The sequence below is a fragment of the Larsenimonas suaedae genome, assembly GCF_023712105.1.
Classification (GTDB): Bacteria; Pseudomonadota; Gammaproteobacteria; order Pseudomonadales; family Halomonadaceae; genus Larsenimonas; species Larsenimonas suaedae.
Window position 1 is genome coordinate 158,953 of sequence record NZ_JAMLJI010000002.1, and the last position, 20,268, is coordinate 179,220.

Consider the following 20,268-nt stretch of genomic DNA (forward strand, 5'->3'; position numbering starts at 1 on the left):
GCCGGCTCAGCGGTTGAAGCGCGCCAGCAGCGCATCAGCCACGGCGCGGGAGCTTGCCGGGTTCTGGCCGGTGATAAACAGGCCATCCTCGATGGCGAACGGCGAAAACGCCGCGACCTTTTTGACGTCGGCGCCGCGATTGCCAAGCTCGTCTTCAAGCAGATACGGCACCACTTCAGTAAGCCCCACCGCCGCTTCTTCTTCATTGGTGAACCCGGTCAGGCGCTTGCCCTTGATGATGTACTCGCCGTGGGCGTCCTTCACGTTCAAGAAGACCGCCGGGGCGTGGCACACGGCAGAAACCGGCTTGCCCTGCTCGAGGAAGGCCTTGATCAGCGCGATGGAATCCTCGTCACCGGCCAGGTCATACAGCGGGCCGTGGCCGCCGGGGTAGAACACGGCGTCAAACTCGGAGGCATCAACGCCTGAGAGCACCTTGGTCTCGCGGATGACCTGCTGCGCGGCTTCATCGGCGTAGAAACGGCGGGTGTCGTCGGTCTGGGCATCCTCGCCTTCGCTGTTGGGGTCGATCGGTGTAGCGCCGCCCTTGGGCGAGGCGAGCGTGACGTCGCAGCCGGCGTCCAGAAAGGCGTAGTACGGCGCAGCGAACTCTTCGGCCCAGACGCCGGTCTTGTGGCCGGTGTCGCCGAGCTGGTCGTGCGAGGTCAGTACCATCAGTAGTTTGGGCTGGCTCATTGGAGGCCTCCTGATCCGTGATTGAAATCGGCGCACAGCATAACATAATTAGCAGGCTAATAAGATAGACAGCCGCGCGGTGATGCTTTCACCCTAGTCCAACCTGGGTGCAGGGCAAGGCTTGCGCAGCGCGCGCTGCCCGGCTAGACCTTCCCACGCACACCGTCGATCACGACAACGGCGGCAACATCAGAAAGGATAGGGAGAATGACCATGCTGACCCTCTGGGCCTGGGTCGCCCTCGCACTCGGCGTGCTTACCGCCCTCGCCATCGCCTGGGATGTTAAAAAACGTCCACAGCACATGGCGATCATGAACGTCACCTGGCCGATTACCGGGCTTTACATGCCGATCATCGGGTGGTGGGCGTATGCGACGATGGGTCGCGCGCCGAAGTCCGGCGCGCATCACGACCACGCCCACCATCATCACGGCAGTGACACACCCAAATGGCAGGGCGTATTCGTTTCGGCCACCCACTGCGGCGGCGGCTGCACCCTGGGCGATGTGGTGGCCTCCCCCATCGCCACGCTTACGGCATTTTCGGTGTTCGGCTCGGCAATCGCCGGGCATTTTCTGCTGGCGTTCGTATTCGCCTACGCCTTCGGCGTGCTGTTTCAGTACCTGCCCATTCGCGAGATGAGCGACAGCGGCCCGGCGGCGGCGCTGAAAGACGCGATCAAGGCCGATACGCTTTCGCTGATCGCGTTTCAAATCGGCATGTATGTGTGGATGATCATCGCCGCGTCGATGTGGCTTGGGGAGATGAACGCGTTCACGCCTGAATTCTGGTTCATGATGCAGATCGCGATGCTGGTCGGATTCATCACCTCCTACCCCGCCAACTGGGTTCTGATCAAGCGCGGCATCAAGCACGCGATGTAGCTCGAGACGCCCAAGCCGCGACGGCACCCGCTCGATATCACTGAAACTACATAAATGAAGCGCCATCGCGTCGATATATGTAGTTTCAGATCCCTTGATACCACTATGGTCTAACTCGCCTAGTGATTTACCCAAGCTTTAATTACCCTGAATCCATCATGAAACGCGCATTTATGCGCTCTTTTTGCTGAATCGTTTCAGCCAACCGGAGAACCTCCCAATGACACACGCCAGTGACGCCCCCTCGCATCGGGGCCCGAGCGGAAAGACGCTCGTCATCCTGGTCTCCATCGTGGCCGCCCTTGGCGGGCTGCTGTTCGGCTATGACACCGGCATCATCGGTGTGGCCCTGCTCGGGCTTTCGAAGCAGTTCGTGATGGACGACACCATGAAGCAGATCGTGACCGGCGCGATCATCTTCGGCGCCATTTTCGGCTGCCTTGGCACCGGGCCACTGTCCGACCGTCTGGGCCGACGCCGTTCCATCGTATTGCTCGGGCTGGTGTTCGTGATCGGCTCGGTGCTCTCGGCCGTGGCGCAAAGCGTTGAAGTGCTGATTCTGGCGCGCTTTCTGCTCGGCCTCTCCGCCGGTAGCGCCACTCAGATCATTCCGGTCTACATCGCCGAAGTAACCCCGCCCAAGCACCGCGGCAAGCTGGTTGTCATGTTCCAGCTGATGGTGGTGTTCGGCATTCTGGTGGCCTACCTCACAGGCTTCGCCCTCGGCGATGCGTGGCGCTGGATGTTCGCGCTCGGCACCATTCCGGCGGTGGTCCTGATGCTTGGCATGATCGTGTTGCCTGAAAGCCCGCGCTGGCTTTTGGGTCAGGGCCGTGAAGAAGAGGCGCTCGGCATTCTCGAGCGCGTGCGTGAAAGCCGTCAGGGTGCTCGTCAGGAACTCGATGAAATCAAGGAAATTTCCGCCCGCCCCGAAGGCACCTGGCGGGATCTCTTCAGTGATTGGGTGCGCCCGGCGCTGATCGCGGGGTTCGGCATCGCGATGTTCTCCCAGATCACCGGCAACAACGCCATCATCTATTACGCCCCGACCATTCTCAGTAACGCGGGCTTTGATGAAAACGCGTCTATCCTCGCCTCCATCGGGGGCGCAGTGCTTCTTAACATCGCGACCGTATTCGGCGTGCTGATGGTCGACAAGATCGGCCGCAAGCGCTTTTTGATCTGGATGGTGCCGGGCTCCATCGTCGCGCTGATCGTGATGGGCATTCTGTTCATGGGCGGCGCACCGACGTCCGCGGCCGGCCAGTGGACACTGGTGGCGTGTCTGGCGCTTTACATGGCGTTCAACTGCAGCTTCGGGGTCTGCCTGTGGCTGATCAACGCAGAGGTCTATCCGCTGTTCGTGCGCGGCAAGGGCGCAAGCGTCGGGGCCTTCAGCCACTGGATCTTCAACCTGATCGTCACGCTCACAACGCTTACGCTGATCAACGCGCTCGGCACCTCCGGCACGTTCTGGCTCTATGCGCTGATCTCGACGCTGGCGCTGGTGTTCGTGATTCGCTACATCCCGGAAACCAATGGCCGCTCGCTCGAGCAGATCGAGGCCGACCTCAAGGCCGGCACGTTCTTCCCAAAAGACCGCCGCAAGAGCGCGTCGTCAGGCGAGGCTGCCGTGTCGACCTCGTAATTGAACGGCCTACGCGCCCCTCGATAAAACAGCGCCTTCGGGCGCTGTTTTTTTATGGGTGCTCTTTTTATCGCGGCGCTCTTTTTAAAGAGGGCCTTTTTATTGAGACTCAGGGGCGGCGGCTGCGCTCATGCGGGCGGTTGCACGGGCGCGGACACCATCGCGCACTGCCCAGCGCAGCACCGGGGCCAGGGTATTGACGCTTGCCCGCGTTGCCCGGCGCCCGACCGGCGAGGCCCTGAGCTCGAGCGCGTCCTGCGCCCAGTCAGGCAACAGATCCGCGCCGCCGCGAAGAAACAGGCGGTAAAACAGCCGCACCTGCCTGAACTGGGGGCTGCCCGCCCACAGAAGCCGCACCACCTCGCGGGTGCGCGCGTCCACGATAAGCTCGGGCCGCATCCGCTCGAGGTAGGCTTCCACCTCATCGACGGTCTCCGGCACCCGGGTCGCGCCGAGCCGGTAGGCGGTCAGCGCGCTTTCCCGGTAGTAGCGGTCCTGCTCATCAATGGAGAGCTCTGTCTGGTAGTAGCGCAGACACCCGGCGAGAAAGCTTCGAGCCTCACTCACATGCACCCAGGTCAGAAGCTCCGGGTCATCGGCGCGGTAGGCGCGGCCATCGGTGTAGGTGCCTGTTACGTGCCTGTGAATACTGATGACCCGCTCGATCAGCCGCTCGGCGTCCGCGGTCGGCCCGAACGAGGTCGCCGCCACGAACTGGCTGGTGCGCCGGAGCCGGCCGAGCATGTCGTCTCGGAAGTTGGAGTGATCCCAGACGCCTGCAAGGGCCAGCGGATGCATCATCTGGAGTAAAAGCGCCGACACGCCGCCGCAGAGCATGGACGTGAAATCGCCGTGCACGCGCCAGACCATCGAGCCCGGGCCAAAAAGCCCCGGGTCACCCGGAGGCTGGCTGTAGTCGATGCCGCCGAGCGCCAACCCGGAAATACCGTGAATACGGCGCTCGATCGCGTTACGCAGCATCGGGACGCGCCTCAGTCACTGGGCAGGTAGGTGCGGTAGGTCTGGGTCGCGCGCAGAAGGTGCTGCTCCATCGCCTGAAACGCGCCCTCCGGGTCGCGGGCGAGAATCGCATCGAGAATGCGCTTGTGCTCGACAGCGACGTGCTCGAGGTAGGTGTGCGCGGCCTCGGTATCAAGCTCGGCGTTCAGGAGCTGCGCCCGGGGGATCGCCCCCTTGTGCAGCGGGTCATAGAACGCCAGGAAACAGGGGTTGTGGGTGGCCTGAATGATGGCGTGGTGAAACGCGTAGTCTTCCCCGCGCCCGAGCGTCTTGTGATGACACGCCCCGACGAACGCATCATGGGCGGCCTGAAGTGCCCGGGCGTCCTCGTCGGTATGGCGGCTCGCGGCGAGTTCCGCCGCGCGCGGCTCGACCGTCACCCGAAGCTCCAGCACGAACAGGATGTCCTCGACCGTGGTCGCACTGATGTCCTGTGCAGGCCACACCCGCTCGGGTTCGGTGCGAAGTACCCGGGTTCCCACGCCGCGCCGCGTCTCGATCAGGCCCATGGAGCGAAGGTGCGCGATGGCCTCACGCACCGCCGTACGGCTAACCCCGAACAGGTCGCACAGCTTGCTTTCGGTCGGCAGTTTCTCGCCGACCTCGATCTGCCCGCTGTTGATCAGCGCCTCGAGCTGACGCGCGATCTGACTGGACAGACTGCCCTGCTGATTGATGCGTTCAAGGTTCAGAGCTTTCGTCTTCTCGGTCATCGGTCTCTATATGCTCGGCTCAAAGGAAAACGCGTCGGCGGCCGCCCCCACTATAACAATGGCTGGAGGCGGGCTCGTCGACGCACACTAGCTGACACGGACACACCGTCTAAACGCATCCCCTCGCGCGGGATGTTGCCTAGGCAGGCGTCAACGGCGAGGTACCGGCCAGCACCCGGTTCAAGTTATCCGCGGCCAGATCGCACATCGCGCCGCGCGTTTCCACGGTCGATGACCCAATGTGCGGCAGCAGCACGACGTTGTCGAGGCCAATAAGCGGCGACGACGGATCAAGCGGCTCACGTTCGTAAACATCAAGCCCCGCATAATACAGCACGCCTTCCTGGAGACACTCGATCAATTCCTGCTCGCGCACCACCGGCCCGCGTGAAATGTTGATCAGGATGGTCTTCTCTCGCGTTCGTTCGAGCTGTGCCCGGCCGATCATGCCGCGCGTTTCATCGCTGAGCGCGGCGGTCACCACGATGAAATCAGCGGTCTCGAACAGGGTATCAAGGTCGACCTGGCGGGCATCGAGTGCCGCTTCGACCTCGGGTTTGGAGCTTCGGTTCTGAAAGATGACCGGCATGTCGAAGCCGAAATGCCCGCGCTTGGCGACCGCCTGCCCGATGCGCCCCATTCCGACGATGCCGAGCGTCTTGCCGGTCACGTCGACCCCGAAATCCTGGCTCATGAGCGAGGTCGACCAGTTCCCTGAACGCACCTTGCGCTCCATCTCGCCGGCGCGCCGGGCGGCCATCATCAAAAGGACAAAGCCGGTGTCGGCGGTGGCATCGGTCAACACCTCCGGGGTGTTGGTCAGGACAATGCCCCGCGCCTTGAGCGCCTCGCGCGGGTAGGCATCAACGCCGACCGAGACACTTGCGATCACCTTGAGCCGCGGTGAACGCTCGATCAGCGCCTCGTCGAACTTCACGTTCGAGCCAAGAAAGGCATCCGCCTCGGCCATGGCCGCGTTGAAATCGGCCCGGTCGGCGTCGCTGTTCAGCCGTGTGAAGTGCACGACGTTGTACTGCTGCTCAAGCGTCTTGAGAAGCTCTGGGTAGAGTTCATGCACAATGACGACATTGGGTTTCATCGACTATCTCCTGAAAGGATTGTTTTGTTCTAAAAACGACATTCATTAATATATTATTAATTAAACATTTACTTGCGCCCTGCCGGGGCTCACGCCTTGGCGGTTTGATAATTGCGGCGCAGTGACATCAAAAGAAACACCAGGGCCAGCACCAGAAAGGCCAGGCTGATCGGTCGGGTCAGAAACGGCATCCAACTGCCATCGAAGGTCTGAAGACCACGGCGCAGGTTGGTTTCGGCCACACCGCCGAGAATCAACCCGATCACCACGGGCGCCACACCGAAGCCGAACCGGGCCAGCAAAAAGCCCAGCACGCCGAGGGCGATCATCAGATAGACATCGAAGAAATCGCTGTTGATGCTGAAGACCCCCACTGCGCAGAAGATGAAGATCAACGGCAGCAGAAAATGCTGTGGCACCCGAAGCAGACGCACGAACAAGCGAATGCCCCACCACTGCACGAACAGCATCATGATGTTGGCCAGAAGAAAGGCCACGAAAATGCCGTAGACAAGCCCTGACTGGGTGTCGAAGAGCGTCGGCCCCGGCTGAATGCCCTGAATCATCAACCCGCCAATCAACACGGCGGTCGCGCCCTCGCCCGGAATACCCAGTGTCAGCATCGGAATCAACGCCCCGCCGACCATGGCGTTATTGGACGATTCCGAGGCAATCACGCCCTCCGGTGCGCCCTTGCCAAAGGCTTCTGGCGTGCGCGAAACGCGCTTGGCCTGGTCATACGCCATGATGGAGGCGATGCTCCCCCCGGCGCCCGGTACCGCACCCACCCCGGTGCCGACCAACGAGGTCATCAGCGTCAGCTTCCAGTTTCTTAACACTTCACGAAGCCGCGGGAACGCTCCGTCGAGGGCGTTGTCGACCTTCATCGAGGTGCGCGGCTCATGCAGTTTCTCCAGATCGGTCAGAAGCTGCGAGACCGCGAACAGCCCGACAATCACGGCAAGCAGGCTCACCCCCATCAAAAGCGACATCTGATCGAAGGTCAGCCGCAGCGCGCCAGTGACCTGATCGGCGCCCACGGTCGATAAAAGCATCCCGACAAGCCCCGCGATCAGCCCCTTGATCAACGAGGCCCCCGCCAGTGACACGATGATCATCAGCCCGAGAATGCTCAGCGAGAAATACTCGGCCGCACCGAATTTAAGGGCGATGGCGGCAATCAGCGGTGACACCAGAATCAGGATGGCCGCACTGATCATCCCGCCCACGAACGACGACGCCACCGAAAGCCCCAGTGCCTTGCCGGCGCGGCCGTTGGTCGCCATCGGGTAGGCATCAAACGTGGTCGCGATCGAACCGGGCGTGCCCGGCATGTTGAGCAGGATGGCCGGCACCGATCCACCGGCCACCGCGCCACAGAACGCACCGAGCAGTAATCCGATGCCGGAGATGGGGTCGAGGCCATAGGTAATCGGCAACAGCAGCGCCACGGCCATGGCCGCGGACAGTCCCGGCAAGGCGCCTAGAAGAATGCCCAGAAAGGTGCCCGCAAGAATGGCCAGAAGGGCCACGGGACTAAACAGGTTGAAGGTTTCTACCAGCGTCTGCATATGCGCTCCGCTCAAGGCTCAAAATCGTACGTTGAGTAATTCGACAAACACGCCGTAGATTGCCCCGGTGGCAATTGCGGCAAACACGACAAGCGTTGCCCAGAAACTCACACGTGACAGACGAACGCGATGACGGGGCGACACCACGCAGACGAACACCGGCATGATCAGCAGGTAGGCAAGCGTTGCCACCACGAACCCCGCCTGCCCGATCAACCAGACGTACGCGGTGCTGACCGCCAGAAAGGCGACGATGTTGCCCACCCCGCGCGCGGACATGGCCTTCATCTGCCCCTCGCCCGAGGCGCGCCGCAGGGTCACGAGAGCGTTCAATACCGACAGCGCCGCAATCAGCCAGGCAATCACCGTTGGAAAGGTCGAGGGCGCGATCGAGCCATGGGCGCTGCCTGGAATGCCCATCGCCGTGACCGCAAGGCCGGCGGCAACCGCCGCCAGCAACAGGCTCAGACACGTTTCCTGGATAGACGCGTTCATGCGGGTCTCCTTAGCGGTTCTCGCTGGCAACCGCTTGCGCCACCGGAATCAGCTGACTCGAAAGCGATTCGACGTAGTCCTGAAATTCGGGGCCGGAGCGGAAGTCGACATCGATGCCGAGCTGCTCGATGCGCTTTTGAAACGCCGGGTCTTCCGACGCCTGCTTGAGTGCAGCCACCCAGCGCGAGCGAACGTCTTCATCAAGCCCCTGCGGCGCAGCGACCCCTCGCCAGTTGGAGATGTTGATGTCGTAGCCCTTTTCCTTGAGCGTCGGGACATCGGGCAGACCGTCACTGCGTTCGCCGCTGGTCACCGCAATGGCCGTCATCTTGCCGGATTCAAGCGCGCTTCGAAGATCCATCGGGTCCAGTACCACGCCATCGATGTGACCGCCCATCACGGCCGCGATCAGCCCCGGCGCGCCCTGGTAGGAGACCAGATCGAAATTGACGTCCAACCGGCGGGCGAGCAGCTCGCTCATGATGTGGGTGGATGACCCGATGCCGGCGAAGCCGATCTTGAGTTTTCGGTGGTGCTCGCCACCGGGAAGGATGCTCTCGAGAGAGCCGATGCCAAGGTCGCTGTTGAACGCAAGCACATAGGGCACCGAGTAGAGGCTGCCCAGATAATCGAAGTCATCGTAGGTGAAGTTGACGTTGCCCATGCCCTGCTGGGTAAAGACCTTGTTGTCGATCGCCACTACGGTCAGACCGTTCGGTCGCGCGTTCAACGACTGCATGAAGCCGATCGCCCCACCACCGCCGGAAAGATACTGAGGGATGATGTTGACGCCAAACTGCTTTTCGAGACTCGGCTGCAGCGAGCGGATCAGGTAATCGGAACCGCCACCGGGCGCGGCAGGCGAAATGAACTTGATGTCGTCATCGGGGAAGTCAGCGGCATGTGCCGGAGTCACCGCGAGCGCAAGCCCGAGCGACAAGGCATTGATTAGAGGGTGTTTTCCAAGCGCTTTGATCATCATCACGTTTCAGTATCCTTTTTAGTAATACATCATACAACTATCAGAATACTCGGCTAACGCGATTTATCAGTGCGTCTTTAGTTTACTAAACTACTAAAGTAGAAAGACTGGTTTCCTTGACCACTGAAAAAGCCCGCCCGAAGGCAGGCTCTTGGCCGTACTTGGCGTCTCGGGTCACCCTGACAGGCCACCCGAGACGAGGTACCACGAACGGTCTCAGTGCTCGCGCGAGCCATCCACCAGGCGACGCACACCCAGCGGGTTACTTTCCTTGAGCGCGTCCGGCAGCAGTGCATCCGGCAGGCTCTGATAGCAGACCGGGCGCAGGAAGCGATGAATCGCCGCCGTGCCGACCGAGGTCGTGCGGGTGTCAGACGTTGCCGGGAACGGCCCGCCGTGCACCATGGCGTCACAGACTTCCACACCGGTCGGCCAGCCGTTGACCAGAATACGGCCCGCCTTGCGCTCGAGCGTCGGCAGAAGCGCCTTGACGTCGGCGTGGTCGTTGTCGCTCATCTGAAGGGTCGCGGTGAGCTGACCTTCCAGATGCTCGGCCACCTGTTTGACCTCGTCGAGCGAGTCGCACTCGATGATCAGCGACGTCGAACCGAACACTTCCTGAGACAGCGCTTCATCGTTGATGAAGTGCTGCGCACTCGTCGCAAATAGCCCCGCCTGACAGGCGTTTTCACCCTCGCCCGCGGGTCCCTGACCGAGCCGTTCGGCGGTGCTGGAGGCGTCCAGTGCCTTGACCGCCTCGACGTAGGCGTCATGAATGCCCGGCGTCAGCATGGTGTTGGCGGCGGCGTTATCAAGCGCGGCCACGGCCGAGCGCTTGAAGGTCTCGAGCGCTTCGCCCTTGACCGCCACCACCAGCCCCGGATTGGTGCAGAACTGACCGGCGTTCATGTTCAGTGAGCCAATGAACGCCTCACCGAGCGCCTGCGCCTCGCGTTCGAGCTTGTCGGCCATCAGGAACACTGGATTGATGCTGCTCATCTCGGCGTAGAACGGGATCGGCTCGGCGCGCTCCTGCGCGGCCTTCCAAAGCGCCAGGCCGCCCTGACGAGAACCGGTAAAGCCGGCTGCCTTGATGCGGGAATCCGTCACCAGGGCGGTGCCGATGTCGCGGCCGGAGCCGTAGAGCAGTGAGAACACGCCTTCCGGCAGGTTGCACTTGGCCACCGCGCTCTGAATCGCACGGCCGACCAGCTCGGACACGCCCGGATGTGCGCCGTGGGCCTTCACGATCACCGGGCAGCCCGCCGCCAGCGCAGAGGCCGTGTCACCACCGGCCACCGAGAACGCCAGCGGGAAGTTGCTGGCACCGAACACGGCGACCGGGCCGAGCGCGATGTGGCGCTGACGCAGATCGGCCCGCGGCATCGGTGCCCGGTCGGGCTTGGCCGGGTCGACGCGCACATCGAGCCACTCGCCGTCGCGCACTACGCGGGCAAACAGGCGAAGCTGGTTGCAGGTACGTCCGCGCTCACCGTTCAACCGCGCTTCCGGCAGGCCGGTTTCCTGAACGCCGCGCTCGGTGATCTGATCGCCGACCGCCTCGATTTCATCGGCGACGGTTTCAAGAAAGCGCGCCCGGTCTTCAAGCGAGGTTTCGCGGAACGTATCGAATGCGGCCCAGGCCAGCTCACAGGCGCGATCGACCTCGGCCCGTGTTCCGCCGGGATAGCCAGGCTCGAGCGACTCGCCCGTGGCCGGGTTGATGGCCTTCACCGTCTTTTGGCTGCCTTTGACCGCCGTCTGGCCGATGAGTAGTTCCCCAGTCAGTTGCATACTGCCTCCGCTAGTGTGCATGGATCTTTTCCATGAAAGGTGTGCATGGACGTCTCTCCATGAAGTCTCAATCCCGAACAAGCGTCGGACGCTTGGGATCGAACTGCCAGCCATCAATCAGATATTGCATGGCCATGGCGTCATCGCGCTGGCGAACCTCCAGCGACTGATAAAGTCGGTTCGCAGCCTCGAGCTGCGCCTTGTCGATCGTGATGCCAAGCCCGGGGGTCTTGGGCACCGAGATCCTGCCGTCCCTGATCTGGAACGGCTCGGTGGTCAGACGCTGACCGTCCTGCCAGATCCAGTGGGTGTCGATCGCGGTGATCTCGCCCGGGCACGCCGCCGCCACGTGGGTCATCATCGCAAGCGAGATGTCGAAGTGGTTATTGGAGTGCGAGCCCCAGGTCATGCCCCATTCGTTACAGAGTTCACCGACCATGACGGCACCCTGCATGGTCCAGAAATGGCAGTCGGCCAGCGGAATGTCGACCGAATTGAGGGCGACCGCGAACTGGAGCTGCTTGAAGTCGGTCGCGATCATGTTGGTGGCGGTGGGCAGCCCCGTACGGCGCTTGAACTCCGCCATGGTCTCCCGGCCGGAATACCCGCCTTCCTGGCCGCAGGGGTCTTCGGCGTAGCTCAGCATGTGCCGGATCGGCGTCAGGGCCTTCACGGCCTGATCGAGCGTCCAGGCGCCGTTGGGATCAAGCGTGAGCCGCGCATCGGGAAACGCCTCGTAAAGCGCGCGAATGCAATCGGCCTCGGCCTCAGGGCTCAGTACGCCGCCCTTGAGCTTGAAGTCCTTGAAGCCGTACCGGGCGTGCGCCGCTTTCGCAAGCCGCACCACCGCCTCCGGCGTCAGCGCTTCCTGACAGCGCACCACCTCCCAGTCGTCGCGCGGTGACTCGGGCGGCTTCGGATACGGCAGATCCGTCTTGTCCGGGTCGCCCAGAAGGAACAGATACCCAAGCGCCTCGACTTCGTCGCGCTGGCGGCCGAGCCGGCCGAGCAGATCCGCCACCGGCAGCTCGACGTGCTGGCCGTAGAGATCGAACAGCGCCGATTCAATGGCGGTAAGCACATGCACCGCCACCCGCAGATCGAACGTCTGCTGGCCACGTTCTTCCGGGCCGTTGCCTTCGAGGCGGGCCTTGCACTGCGTCAGCACCTGACGGAAATCGCGCAGGCTCTGGCCCTCGATCAGGTCTCGGCACTGCTCGAGCCCGGCTAGAATGCCCTCGCTTGACGGAATCTCGCCCACGCCGGTGTTGCCGGCGCTGTCCTCGATCATCAGCACGCAGCGAATGAACCAGGGGGCGTGACCGCCGCTCAGGTTCAAAAGAAAGCTGTCGTAGCCGGCCACGGGCGTGATGGTTATACGTTTCAGAGTCGGGAACATGACACTACCTATTTATTGAAAAGTCAGCGGCTGGCCTTGATAAGTTCGGAAAGCTCGGCTTTCTCGGCCTCGGTCGGCATGGTCAGAGGCGCACGCACGTCGCCTGCAGGACGACCGATCAAATCTGCACCGGCCTTGATCAGGCTGACGGCGTACCCTTTCTTGCGGTCGCGCAAACGGCAAAACGGGATGAAGAAGTCCTGAATGATTCGGGTAACGGCCGCCTGATCGCCCTGCCTCAAGGCCTTGTAGAACGCCATGGTCATTTCCGGCATGAAGTTGAACACCGCCGAGGAATACGTGTTTACGCCAATCGAAAGATAGGCTTCGGCGAAAATTTCTGCCGTCGGCACGCCACCGATATAAACCAGACGGTCTCCAACGGTCTTGATGGTGTCGTTCAACGCCGCGATGTTACCGACCCCATCCTTGAGCCCGATCAGATTCGGACAGGCGCCGGCCAGAGACTTGACGCTCTCCGCATCCAGCACACCGTTGGCGCGGTTGTAGTAGATCACCTGCAGCGAAGTACTGTTGATGACGGCTTCGGCGTACTTGATCACGCCATCCGCCGGGCATTCGGTCAGGTAGGGCGGCATCAGGAGAATGCCATCCACCCCGGCCTCTTCGGCCATGCGGCAGTAGGCCTGGGCATCGGGAATGCTTTTCCCGGCACTGGCGATAACAGGAATACGCCCGGCAACGACGTCCACCGCGGCCTTGCATATCTGTGCGTACTCATCCATCGACAGGGAGAAGAATTCGCCGGTACCTCCTGCCACGAAAATACTCGAGACGCCCTGGTCGACAAACCATTCGATTCGGTCACGGTAGCTATCGACATCGAACCGACCTTCAGGCGTCAGATCGGTGATCGGAAACGACAGCAGGCCATCACTCAGGGCTTGGCGAATCTGGTCAACAGTGTGTGTCATCAAGATATTCCTTGTAATCGCGTTGCCGGGCTACTTGTTCAAGCCCCTTAAAGGTAATACATCATACAAACTACATGTGTGATCGACTACACAAAAAAAGTCTAATGCGTCAGAGAATCATCAATTCAGTGCGCTGCGGGTATTCACATAAAGTGCGTAGACGGAGTGGCTGCCGGCCATGAACACTCGGTTGCCCTCACGGCCACCAAAGCACAGGTTCGCGCACCGCTCCGGTAGCCTGATATGCCCGATCGCCTTGCCCTCGGGGTTGAAGACCATGACGCCATCGAGGTCTTCGGGACGGCCCCTGGGGTCACCGGAGCTGCCCCAGCCACACCAAAGATTGCCATCCTCGTCACACTTGATGCCGTCCAGTGCGCCATACCCCTCCGCCTTGATGTGCTGGCGTCTGGCACCGAGCGTTCCGTCGTCGTTCACCGAATAGGCCCACACCAGCCGGTTCGGCTTGGCCCGCCCCTCGACCAGGTACAGGGTGGTTTCATCCGGTGAGAAACAAAGCCCATTGGGGCCTGCGACATCCTTGATGACCTGGCGCACTTCGCCACTCTCACCATCGATGCGATACACCCCATGAGGCAGCTCGGTATCGATTCGGTGGCCTTCGTAGTCATTGCCTGTCTGAAACGGCGGGTCGGTAAACCAGATGGAGCCGTCGCTTCGCACCACGACATCGTTGGGCGAGTTGAACCGCTTGCCCTGATACTGATCTGCAAGCACCGTTATCTTGCCGTTGTGCTCGGTCCGCGTGACACGCCGGCCCAGACCGTCAGTGGTAGACCCCTCGCAGACAATCAAGCGCCCCTGAAGGTCGCGGCACATGCCATTGGAAAAGTTGGACGGCTGACGATAGGGCGAAAACGCACCGGTGATTTCATCCCACCGCATGATGCGGTTATTGGGGATATCGCTGACCAGCAGATAGCGCCCGTCGGCGACCCAGACAGGCCCCTCGGCCCAGCGCATTCCCGTTGCCAGTTTTTCAACACTTGCGTTGAATAGCCGGTATTTCAAGAATGAGTCGTCCAGCACCTCGACGGCGGCATCGGGGTAGCGAAGGCCAAGAGGCTCCGCGCTGGCCCGCCCGAGATAACTCATGGTTACGGCACCTGCAGAAAGCGCCATGGCCTGTTTCACGAACCCGCGCCTGGTTGCACCGTCTTTACTGCTTGATTGATCCATGGAACCTCCTGTTCATCATCAGTATGTCGGCACGACATTTGCCCACCGACACGACATCCGCCCACCGACAGGCACACGCTGCCCACCCTCGCCTCAGGTTACCGGCGCCGGATTGAACAACACCAAATCGTTGTAGAGCCCCAGTTTTTCTGCCGCAACGGTGGTCCGGCCGCTGGCCACCTCCAAAATCAAGTCAAAAAGTGCCCGGCCTGTCTCTTCGATGGTGGCCTCGCCGGTCGCGATTCGGCCGGCATCGAGATCGATCAGATCATGCCAGCGCTGGCTGAGCGTGGTATTGCTGGAGACCTTGATGACCGGCGTCATGGCCAGGTTGTAGGGTGTGCCTCGACCGGTGGTAAACACCTGAAGGTTCATGCCGGCTGCGGCTTGCAGGGTGCCACAGATAAAGTCGCTGGCAGGCGTGGCTGCAAACGTGAGCCCGCGCGTTCTAAGCCGCTCACCGGGGCCGATTACATCAACGATCGGGGAATTTCCGGACTTGATGACCGAGCCAAGGGCCTTTTCAACCACATTGCTGAGCCCCCCTTTCTTGTTGCCCGGAGAGGGGTTGGCGCTGCGGTCGGCATGCCCAAGCGTCAAATAGTCGTCGTACCAGGCCATTTGATCGATCAGCATCTGCGCCACCTCTGGTGAGACCGCACGCGGCGTCAGCAGGTGGATCGCGTCGCGGACCTCGGTCACCTCTGAAAACATGACGCTTGCACCGGCACGCACGAGAAGATCCGTTGCATGCCCCACCGCCGGGTTGGCCGTTACGCCGGAAAAGGCGTCGCTCCCCCCGCACTGCATTCCAACCACCAGATCAGAGACCGGGCAGGTTTCACGCTGGCGCTGGTCAAGTCGTTGCAGATGGCGCTCAGCGACACGCATGATGCCGTCGATCATCTCGCTGAAACCGGAAAAGGACTCATCCTGGAGGCTGACCGTGCTGGCGCTGGTTTCAGCCTCATCGGAATGATTGAACAGTTTTACCGGCTGATCCTCGACCAGGGTCGAAGGCTGAAGCTTTTCACACCCAAGCCCCAAAACCATGATTTCACAGCCAAAATTCGGGTTTCGCGCAAGGTTTGTCAGGGTTCGAATGGGAATGATGGCCGCAGGCGCGCCGATGGCGACGCCACACCCATAGCTGTGATTGAGCCCGACCACGTCATCGACGTTTGGAAACCGGGGCAAAAGCTCTTTCTTGATCCTCTCGACGACGTGCTCGAGGGTGCCCGCAACGCATTGAACGCTGGTCGTGATCCCAAGCACGTTCTTGGTACCCACCGAGCCATCGACGTTGCGATAGCCTTCGAAGGTATACCCCTCAAGAGGCTCGAGCGCAGGGCTTGGCCGTGAGGCCATCGGAAGGTTATCAAGCGCCGGGGGGGTGGGCAGCTGCACGTTCGATTCGTTGACGTGCTCGCCCCTGGCAATATCCGATACCGCCGTCCCGATGACCTCGCCATAGCGAATGATGTTCTTGCCCTGCGCGATATCGCTCAGGGCAACCTTGTGCCCCTGAGGCACATCCACGACCAGCTCAAGCCCATCCGGCAACCGGGTTCCCGCACGAAGCCCCCCTGAGGTCACGACAATGGCCACGTTATCGCTTGGGTGAATGCAAATGATGCGAGGCTGTTCCAGCGCATTGGTCATGATACGTTCCTCATGCCGCGTTTGCGGGATTTGAAGCCGATGAACGCTGACAGGGCGATGGACGCTGCAATCAGTCCCCAAAGCACAACTGCGATCGGGCTTTTGGTGAAGAAGATCGAATACGTCCCGAAGGATTCGAGGGATTTGACGAAGTAAACCTCGGCAGACCCACCCAGAATGAAGCCGATGATCAAAGGGGCGACCTCAAGGCCGATCTTCTGGATGATGTAGCCGATGATTCCAAAGATAAGCAGCGTCCACACATCGAACATGATGCCGTAATTGATCGCGTAGGCGCCGATGACGCACATCATTACGATGATGGGAAACAGAATGTACTTGGGAACCAGCACCACCTTGGCGATATGCTTGATGGCATAAAACATCAGAAAGAACATGACGAAGTTGGCAAAGACCAGCGCCGCCATCATGACGTACCAGGTGTCCTGATTTTCAGGAATGAACAACGGGCCGACCTGAATGCCCTGCAGTGTAAAGGCACCGATCAAGACAGCGGTTGTCGAGTCTCCCGGAATACCAAGGGAGAGAAGCGGGATCAGGGCGCCCCCAGTCAGCGCATTATTGGACGACTCCGACGCAATGAGCCCCTGCGGCGCCCCCTTACCCATCTGACTGGAATCGCGAGACAGGTTCTTTTCCTGCGTATAGGCCAGTACGGAAGCCGCGCTGCCGCCTACCCCGGGCAACATGCCTACAAACGTTCCGATAAACGAAGACCGAACCAGGTTGGTTATGCCGCCCTTGAACACGGACAGCGAAAAACGCTTCTCCTTGCTCACTTCAACATTCGTGCCCTTGAGCCCTCCGCTGATGCCACGCTCGGCCTCGATAAGCACGGTCGAAATTCCGAAGATGCCAATCAACACCGGCAACAGGGAAAAGCCTTCGAACAAGTAGGGTTCCATAACGTCGAACATGAGGCGGGTTTTTCCATTGCCGCCATCGGAAAGGCTATACGTGCCGATCAGGCTCAACCAGATACCGATTGCACCACTAAACAGCCCCACCAGCATATTGCTGGACATCGACGCGATCACCGACAACGCCAGCAGGATGATCAGAAACTTTTCCACGTAGGAAAACTTGATCGAAAACTCCGCAAGCATTGGCGCAAACCAGAACAGCACGACCGCACTTATCAGACCGCCCACCAGCGAGGCGACAATACAAATACGAAGCGCCCGCTCACCCTCGCCCCGCTGGGCCATGGGGTACCCATCAAACGTGGTCGTGATCGAGGACGGGGTGCCCGGAATATTCAACAAGACCGCCGGTACCATTCCGCCGGAAATCCCACCGACATAAAGGCCCAGCAAAAGCGCAAGCCCATGTTCCAGACCGAGGGCATACGTGAGGGGAAGACAGACAGCGACCGCCATGGTGGCCGTCATGCCAGGGATGGCCCCGAATATAATGCCGACCAGTGCACCCAGCGCTGTCAGTAAAAAGAAGGTGATATCAAGCGATGACAGAACATCCATCATGAGAGCACTCCGCTAGGGCAAGGTGATGTAAAACAGCTTGGCAAAAACGACCCAAGCGAGGGCGGGCGCAAGTAAGGCATTGATACCTGCAACAATGATCTTTCGCTTTGTGCGCGTATGCATATAAAGCAGCGACATAAGAAACAGAAAGCCAATTGAGGTAAACAGGAAGCCATAGCCCGTATAGGGGAAATAATCACCAACCACCGACATCAGATAAAAATACGCGACAAGTAATACCAGTGTGCCCACGAACCGAAAGCCATCCATCGATTCTCCGATAAAGGGCAACGCGCTCTCGCCTCGCTTCACCTTTTTAAGGAAGGGAACAACTCTAAAAACAAGCACCAGGACAAACAGGAGGCCTATCGTCCAATTGATGATATGGGGAAAAAACAAATGAGATGTTTGAAAATCAATCGAAACACTCAGTGGGCTTGTAGTCCCGGATTCCATATCGACTCCGTAAAGAACTCAAATAATCGGGAAGCGCAGATAACACTAAAAAGCCGGCATACGCATATGCCGGCCCAACGCTATTTATTGATGCTTTCTATGATTGTTTCGTAGCGATCCGCCTTTTCCTTCAAGTGGGACTGAGCTTTTGACGAGGGTTTGAAATCGGGAATGAAAAACGACTTCTTCTGAACCTTCTGGATAGTGCCTTCGGCGTAGATTTCTTCCAGCGTGTCATCGATCTGCTTGATGATTGCGGGGTTCATTTTCTTGTTGTAAAGGAAAAAGAATTCCTTATCGAAGGCGAAGTTCTTATCCCCACCCATCGTCACCTTGACGTTGGGTTCTGCGTACTCAAGCAGAGTCGATCGATCCGTTTGCCCCAGACCGTTTTCCGGCGCCTGCTGCAACGTTTCACTTGTGGCCGTAAGCCAGATAAAGCGCATGGCCTTCTGATCGCTTTCAGGCAGCCGCGTATACTGCTCATTGGCCTGCACTGATCCATTGATCAAATCCGCCTGACCATCGAACAGCAGCTGGTTCTTGTCAGACTGCGAGCCGGTATTTACCGCTACAAGATTGTCTTCCGCGCCCGGATGCTCGATGCGAATCGCGTTCTTGAGGGCGGTATACCCGATTTCAGACACCCCGCCCGGCTGAATGGCAACGCGAATGGTCTTGCCCTCTCCCGCCGCCTTGATGATGTCATCAAGCGATTGGTAGGGAGAGTCCTTGGGCACCAGGTAGGCGTTTCCGGGGTTTATGGCAATGGTTGGCCCCACGGTGTAGTTCGTGAACGGATCCTTATAGCCTTCCACCCCGTAAAGGTGACCCAGATAGGACTGGTCATGGAAAATCATCAACGTGTTGCCGCGAGGGTCACGGTCGAGAGCGCGATAGGCAGAACTGAAGCCGACAGCATCCACCTTCATATTCAAGTCCAGCTTCTTGGAAAGCGCATCGACTACGATACTGGCGTTTTGATACGTATCGCCGCCTGTGGAAGTCGATCCTATAACGACACGAACATTGCCTCTAAGCGGGCCATCGGCTGCCGCCGCAATGGGCGCAAACGCCAGGGATGCCATAAAGGCAGAGCCGACCAGACCAAGCGTTAACTTCGACGTTTTCATGGAGTCACCTCAATTACTGTCATTGTGTGGGTGTCTATTTTTCAGTGCGCTCGCCCGCGTCAGGACGCGTTCTCGACACCGTCGATCAACTGCTTGAGCACCCGGGTTTCATCCTCGGAGGGCATGATCAGCGGGGAACGCACGTTGCCGCCCGGATGACCGACCAGTGACGCCCCGGCCTTGACCAGGCTGACCGCGTAACCCGGGCAGGTGTCACGCAGCTGCACGAACGGGATGAAGAACTCGCGGGTCAGACGCGCAACCGTCTCGGAATCGCCAGCGCGCAGCGCCTTGTAGAACGACACCGCCATCTCGGGCACGAAGTTGAACACCGCCGAGGAATAGGTGTTCACCCCGATGGAAAGATAGGCTTCTGCAAAGATTTCGGCAGTCGGCACGCCGCCGACGTAGACCAGACGATCACCGACGGTCTTGATGATCGTGTTGAGCGCCTGAATGTCGCCCTTGCCGTCCTTGAAGCCGATCAGATTCGGGCAGGCATCGGCCAGCGCCTTGACGGTTTCGGCGTTCATCAGGCCGTTGGCGCGGTTGTAATAGATCACGTTGATGTCGGTCGAGTCGCACACTGACTTGGCGTACTCGAAAAGACCGGACTGCGGGCACTCGGTCAGATACGGCGGCATCAAAAGAATGCCATCGGCGCCCGCCTCTTCAGCGATGCGCGCGTACTGGCGGGCCAGATGCGCGTTCATGCCGGCGCTTGCGATGACCGGCACCTTGCCGTTGGTGGCCTCGACCGCAATCGTTACGATCTCCTTGAACTCATCAAGTGACAGGTTGAAGAACTCGCCGGTGCCGCCCGCCACGAACAGGGTGGAAATTTCATACTCGAGCAGCCATTCGATGCGCGCGCGGTAGGACGCCGCGTCGAAGTTGCCGTGTGCATCGAAGTCGGTGACAGGAAAAGAGAGCAGTCCGTCGCCAACCGCGTCGGTAACCGCCTGTCTGGAAAACGCCATGGCTCGCCTCATTGGATAATTCATGGAACATGCGATGTTGATGAAAGTAATTTGTCATACATCATACGTTTAATCCCATTAGACGATGGCTTATA

At 60.1% G+C, this 20,268-nt stretch carries 18 protein-coding genes; 2 read left to right on the top strand and 16 right to left on the bottom strand.

The genetic code is table 11. From position 1 onward, the window contains the following. Positions 1-6: 6 nt before the first annotated feature. Positions 7-696, bottom strand: a complete 690-nt coding sequence (locus NAT49_RS06760) for a type 1 glutamine amidotransferase domain-containing protein (RefSeq protein WP_251592474.1) — start codon at positions 694-696, stop codon at positions 7-9. Positions 697-903: 207 nt separating this feature from the next. On the opposite strand from NAT49_RS06760, the gene NAT49_RS06765 reads away from it, so the two are divergent. Beyond that, positions 904-1,581, top strand: a complete 678-nt coding sequence (locus tag NAT49_RS06765; RefSeq protein WP_251592476.1) for a DUF4396 domain-containing protein — start codon at positions 904-906, stop codon at positions 1,579-1,581. 220 nt (positions 1,582-1,801) lie between these two features. Further along, positions 1,802-3,229, top strand: coding sequence for a sugar porter family MFS transporter (locus tag NAT49_RS06770; RefSeq protein ID WP_251592478.1), 1,428 nt, complete (start codon positions 1,802-1,804; stop codon positions 3,227-3,229). 99 nt (positions 3,230-3,328) lie between these two features. Here NAT49_RS06770 and NAT49_RS06775 read toward each other — a convergent pair whose 3' ends face one another. The 15 genes from NAT49_RS06775 to kdgD (NAT49_RS06845) form a co-directional block, all read right to left on the bottom strand. Further along, positions 3,329-4,210 carry an oxygenase MpaB family protein gene (locus tag NAT49_RS06775; protein WP_251592485.1) on the bottom strand — a complete coding sequence of 294 codons (882 nt, stop codon included), beginning with the start codon at positions 4,208-4,210 and terminating at the stop codon, positions 3,329-3,331. Positions 4,211-4,221: 11 nt separating this feature from the next. Next, positions 4,222-4,962, bottom strand: coding sequence for a FadR/GntR family transcriptional regulator (locus NAT49_RS06780; protein WP_251592487.1), 741 nt, complete (start codon positions 4,960-4,962; stop codon positions 4,222-4,224). Positions 4,963-5,101: 139 nt separating this feature from the next. Further along, positions 5,102-6,061 carry a 2-hydroxyacid dehydrogenase gene (locus tag NAT49_RS06785; RefSeq protein ID WP_251592489.1) on the bottom strand — a complete coding sequence of 320 codons (960 nt, stop codon included), beginning with the start codon at positions 6,059-6,061 and terminating at the stop codon, positions 5,102-5,104. A gap of 89 nt (positions 6,062-6,150) precedes the next feature. After that, entirely contained in the window at positions 6,151-7,632 is a 1,482-nt protein-coding gene (locus NAT49_RS06790; protein WP_251592491.1) for a tripartite tricarboxylate transporter permease, read from the bottom strand. Positions 7,633-7,650: 18 nt separating this feature from the next. Then, complete coding sequence (locus NAT49_RS06795; protein WP_251592492.1) at positions 7,651-8,127, bottom strand: tripartite tricarboxylate transporter TctB family protein; 477 nt, start codon at positions 8,125-8,127, stop codon at positions 7,651-7,653. Positions 8,128-8,137: 10 nt separating this feature from the next. Continuing rightward, positions 8,138-9,109 (bottom strand): Bug family tripartite tricarboxylate transporter substrate binding protein, encoded by a 972-nt coding sequence (locus tag NAT49_RS06800; RefSeq protein ID WP_251593557.1) that lies wholly within the window; start codon positions 9,107-9,109, stop codon positions 8,138-8,140. 216 nt (positions 9,110-9,325) lie between these two features. Further along, positions 9,326-10,903, bottom strand: a complete 1,578-nt coding sequence (locus NAT49_RS06805; protein ID WP_251592493.1) for an aldehyde dehydrogenase (NADP(+)) — start codon at positions 10,901-10,903, stop codon at positions 9,326-9,328. Positions 10,904-10,970: 67 nt separating this feature from the next. Beyond that, complete coding sequence (locus tag NAT49_RS06810; RefSeq protein WP_251592494.1) at positions 10,971-12,302, bottom strand: enolase C-terminal domain-like protein; 1,332 nt, start codon at positions 12,300-12,302, stop codon at positions 10,971-10,973. A 23-nt stretch (positions 12,303-12,325) separates the two neighbouring features. Further along, entirely contained in the window at positions 12,326-13,237 is a 912-nt protein-coding gene (gene kdgD / locus NAT49_RS06815; RefSeq protein WP_251592495.1) for a 5-dehydro-4-deoxyglucarate dehydratase, read from the bottom strand. Positions 13,238-13,357: 120 nt separating this feature from the next. Further along, on the bottom strand, positions 13,358-14,437 hold the full coding sequence (locus NAT49_RS06820) for an SMP-30/gluconolactonase/LRE family protein (protein ID WP_251592496.1): 1,080 nt from the start codon (positions 14,435-14,437) through the stop codon (positions 13,358-13,360). Positions 14,438-14,530: 93 nt separating this feature from the next. Beyond that, entirely contained in the window at positions 14,531-16,099 is a 1,569-nt protein-coding gene (gene garD / locus NAT49_RS06825; RefSeq protein ID WP_251592497.1) for a galactarate dehydratase, read from the bottom strand. Beyond that, entirely contained in the window at positions 16,096-17,604 is a 1,509-nt protein-coding gene (locus tag NAT49_RS06830) for a tripartite tricarboxylate transporter permease (protein ID WP_251592498.1), read from the bottom strand. The genes garD and NAT49_RS06830 overlap by 4 nt, the downstream gene beginning before the upstream one ends. Before the next feature lie 12 nt (positions 17,605-17,616). Beyond that, complete coding sequence (locus tag NAT49_RS06835) at positions 17,617-18,060, bottom strand: tripartite tricarboxylate transporter TctB family protein (protein ID WP_251592499.1); 444 nt, start codon at positions 18,058-18,060, stop codon at positions 17,617-17,619. Positions 18,061-18,140: 80 nt separating this feature from the next. Further along, entirely contained in the window at positions 18,141-19,193 is a 1,053-nt protein-coding gene (locus NAT49_RS06840; protein WP_251592501.1) for a type 2 periplasmic-binding domain-containing protein, read from the bottom strand. A gap of 59 nt (positions 19,194-19,252) precedes the next feature. Further along, complete coding sequence (gene kdgD, locus NAT49_RS06845) at positions 19,253-20,173, bottom strand: 5-dehydro-4-deoxyglucarate dehydratase (protein WP_251592503.1); 921 nt, start codon at positions 20,171-20,173, stop codon at positions 19,253-19,255. Positions 20,174-20,268 lie beyond the last annotated feature (95 nt).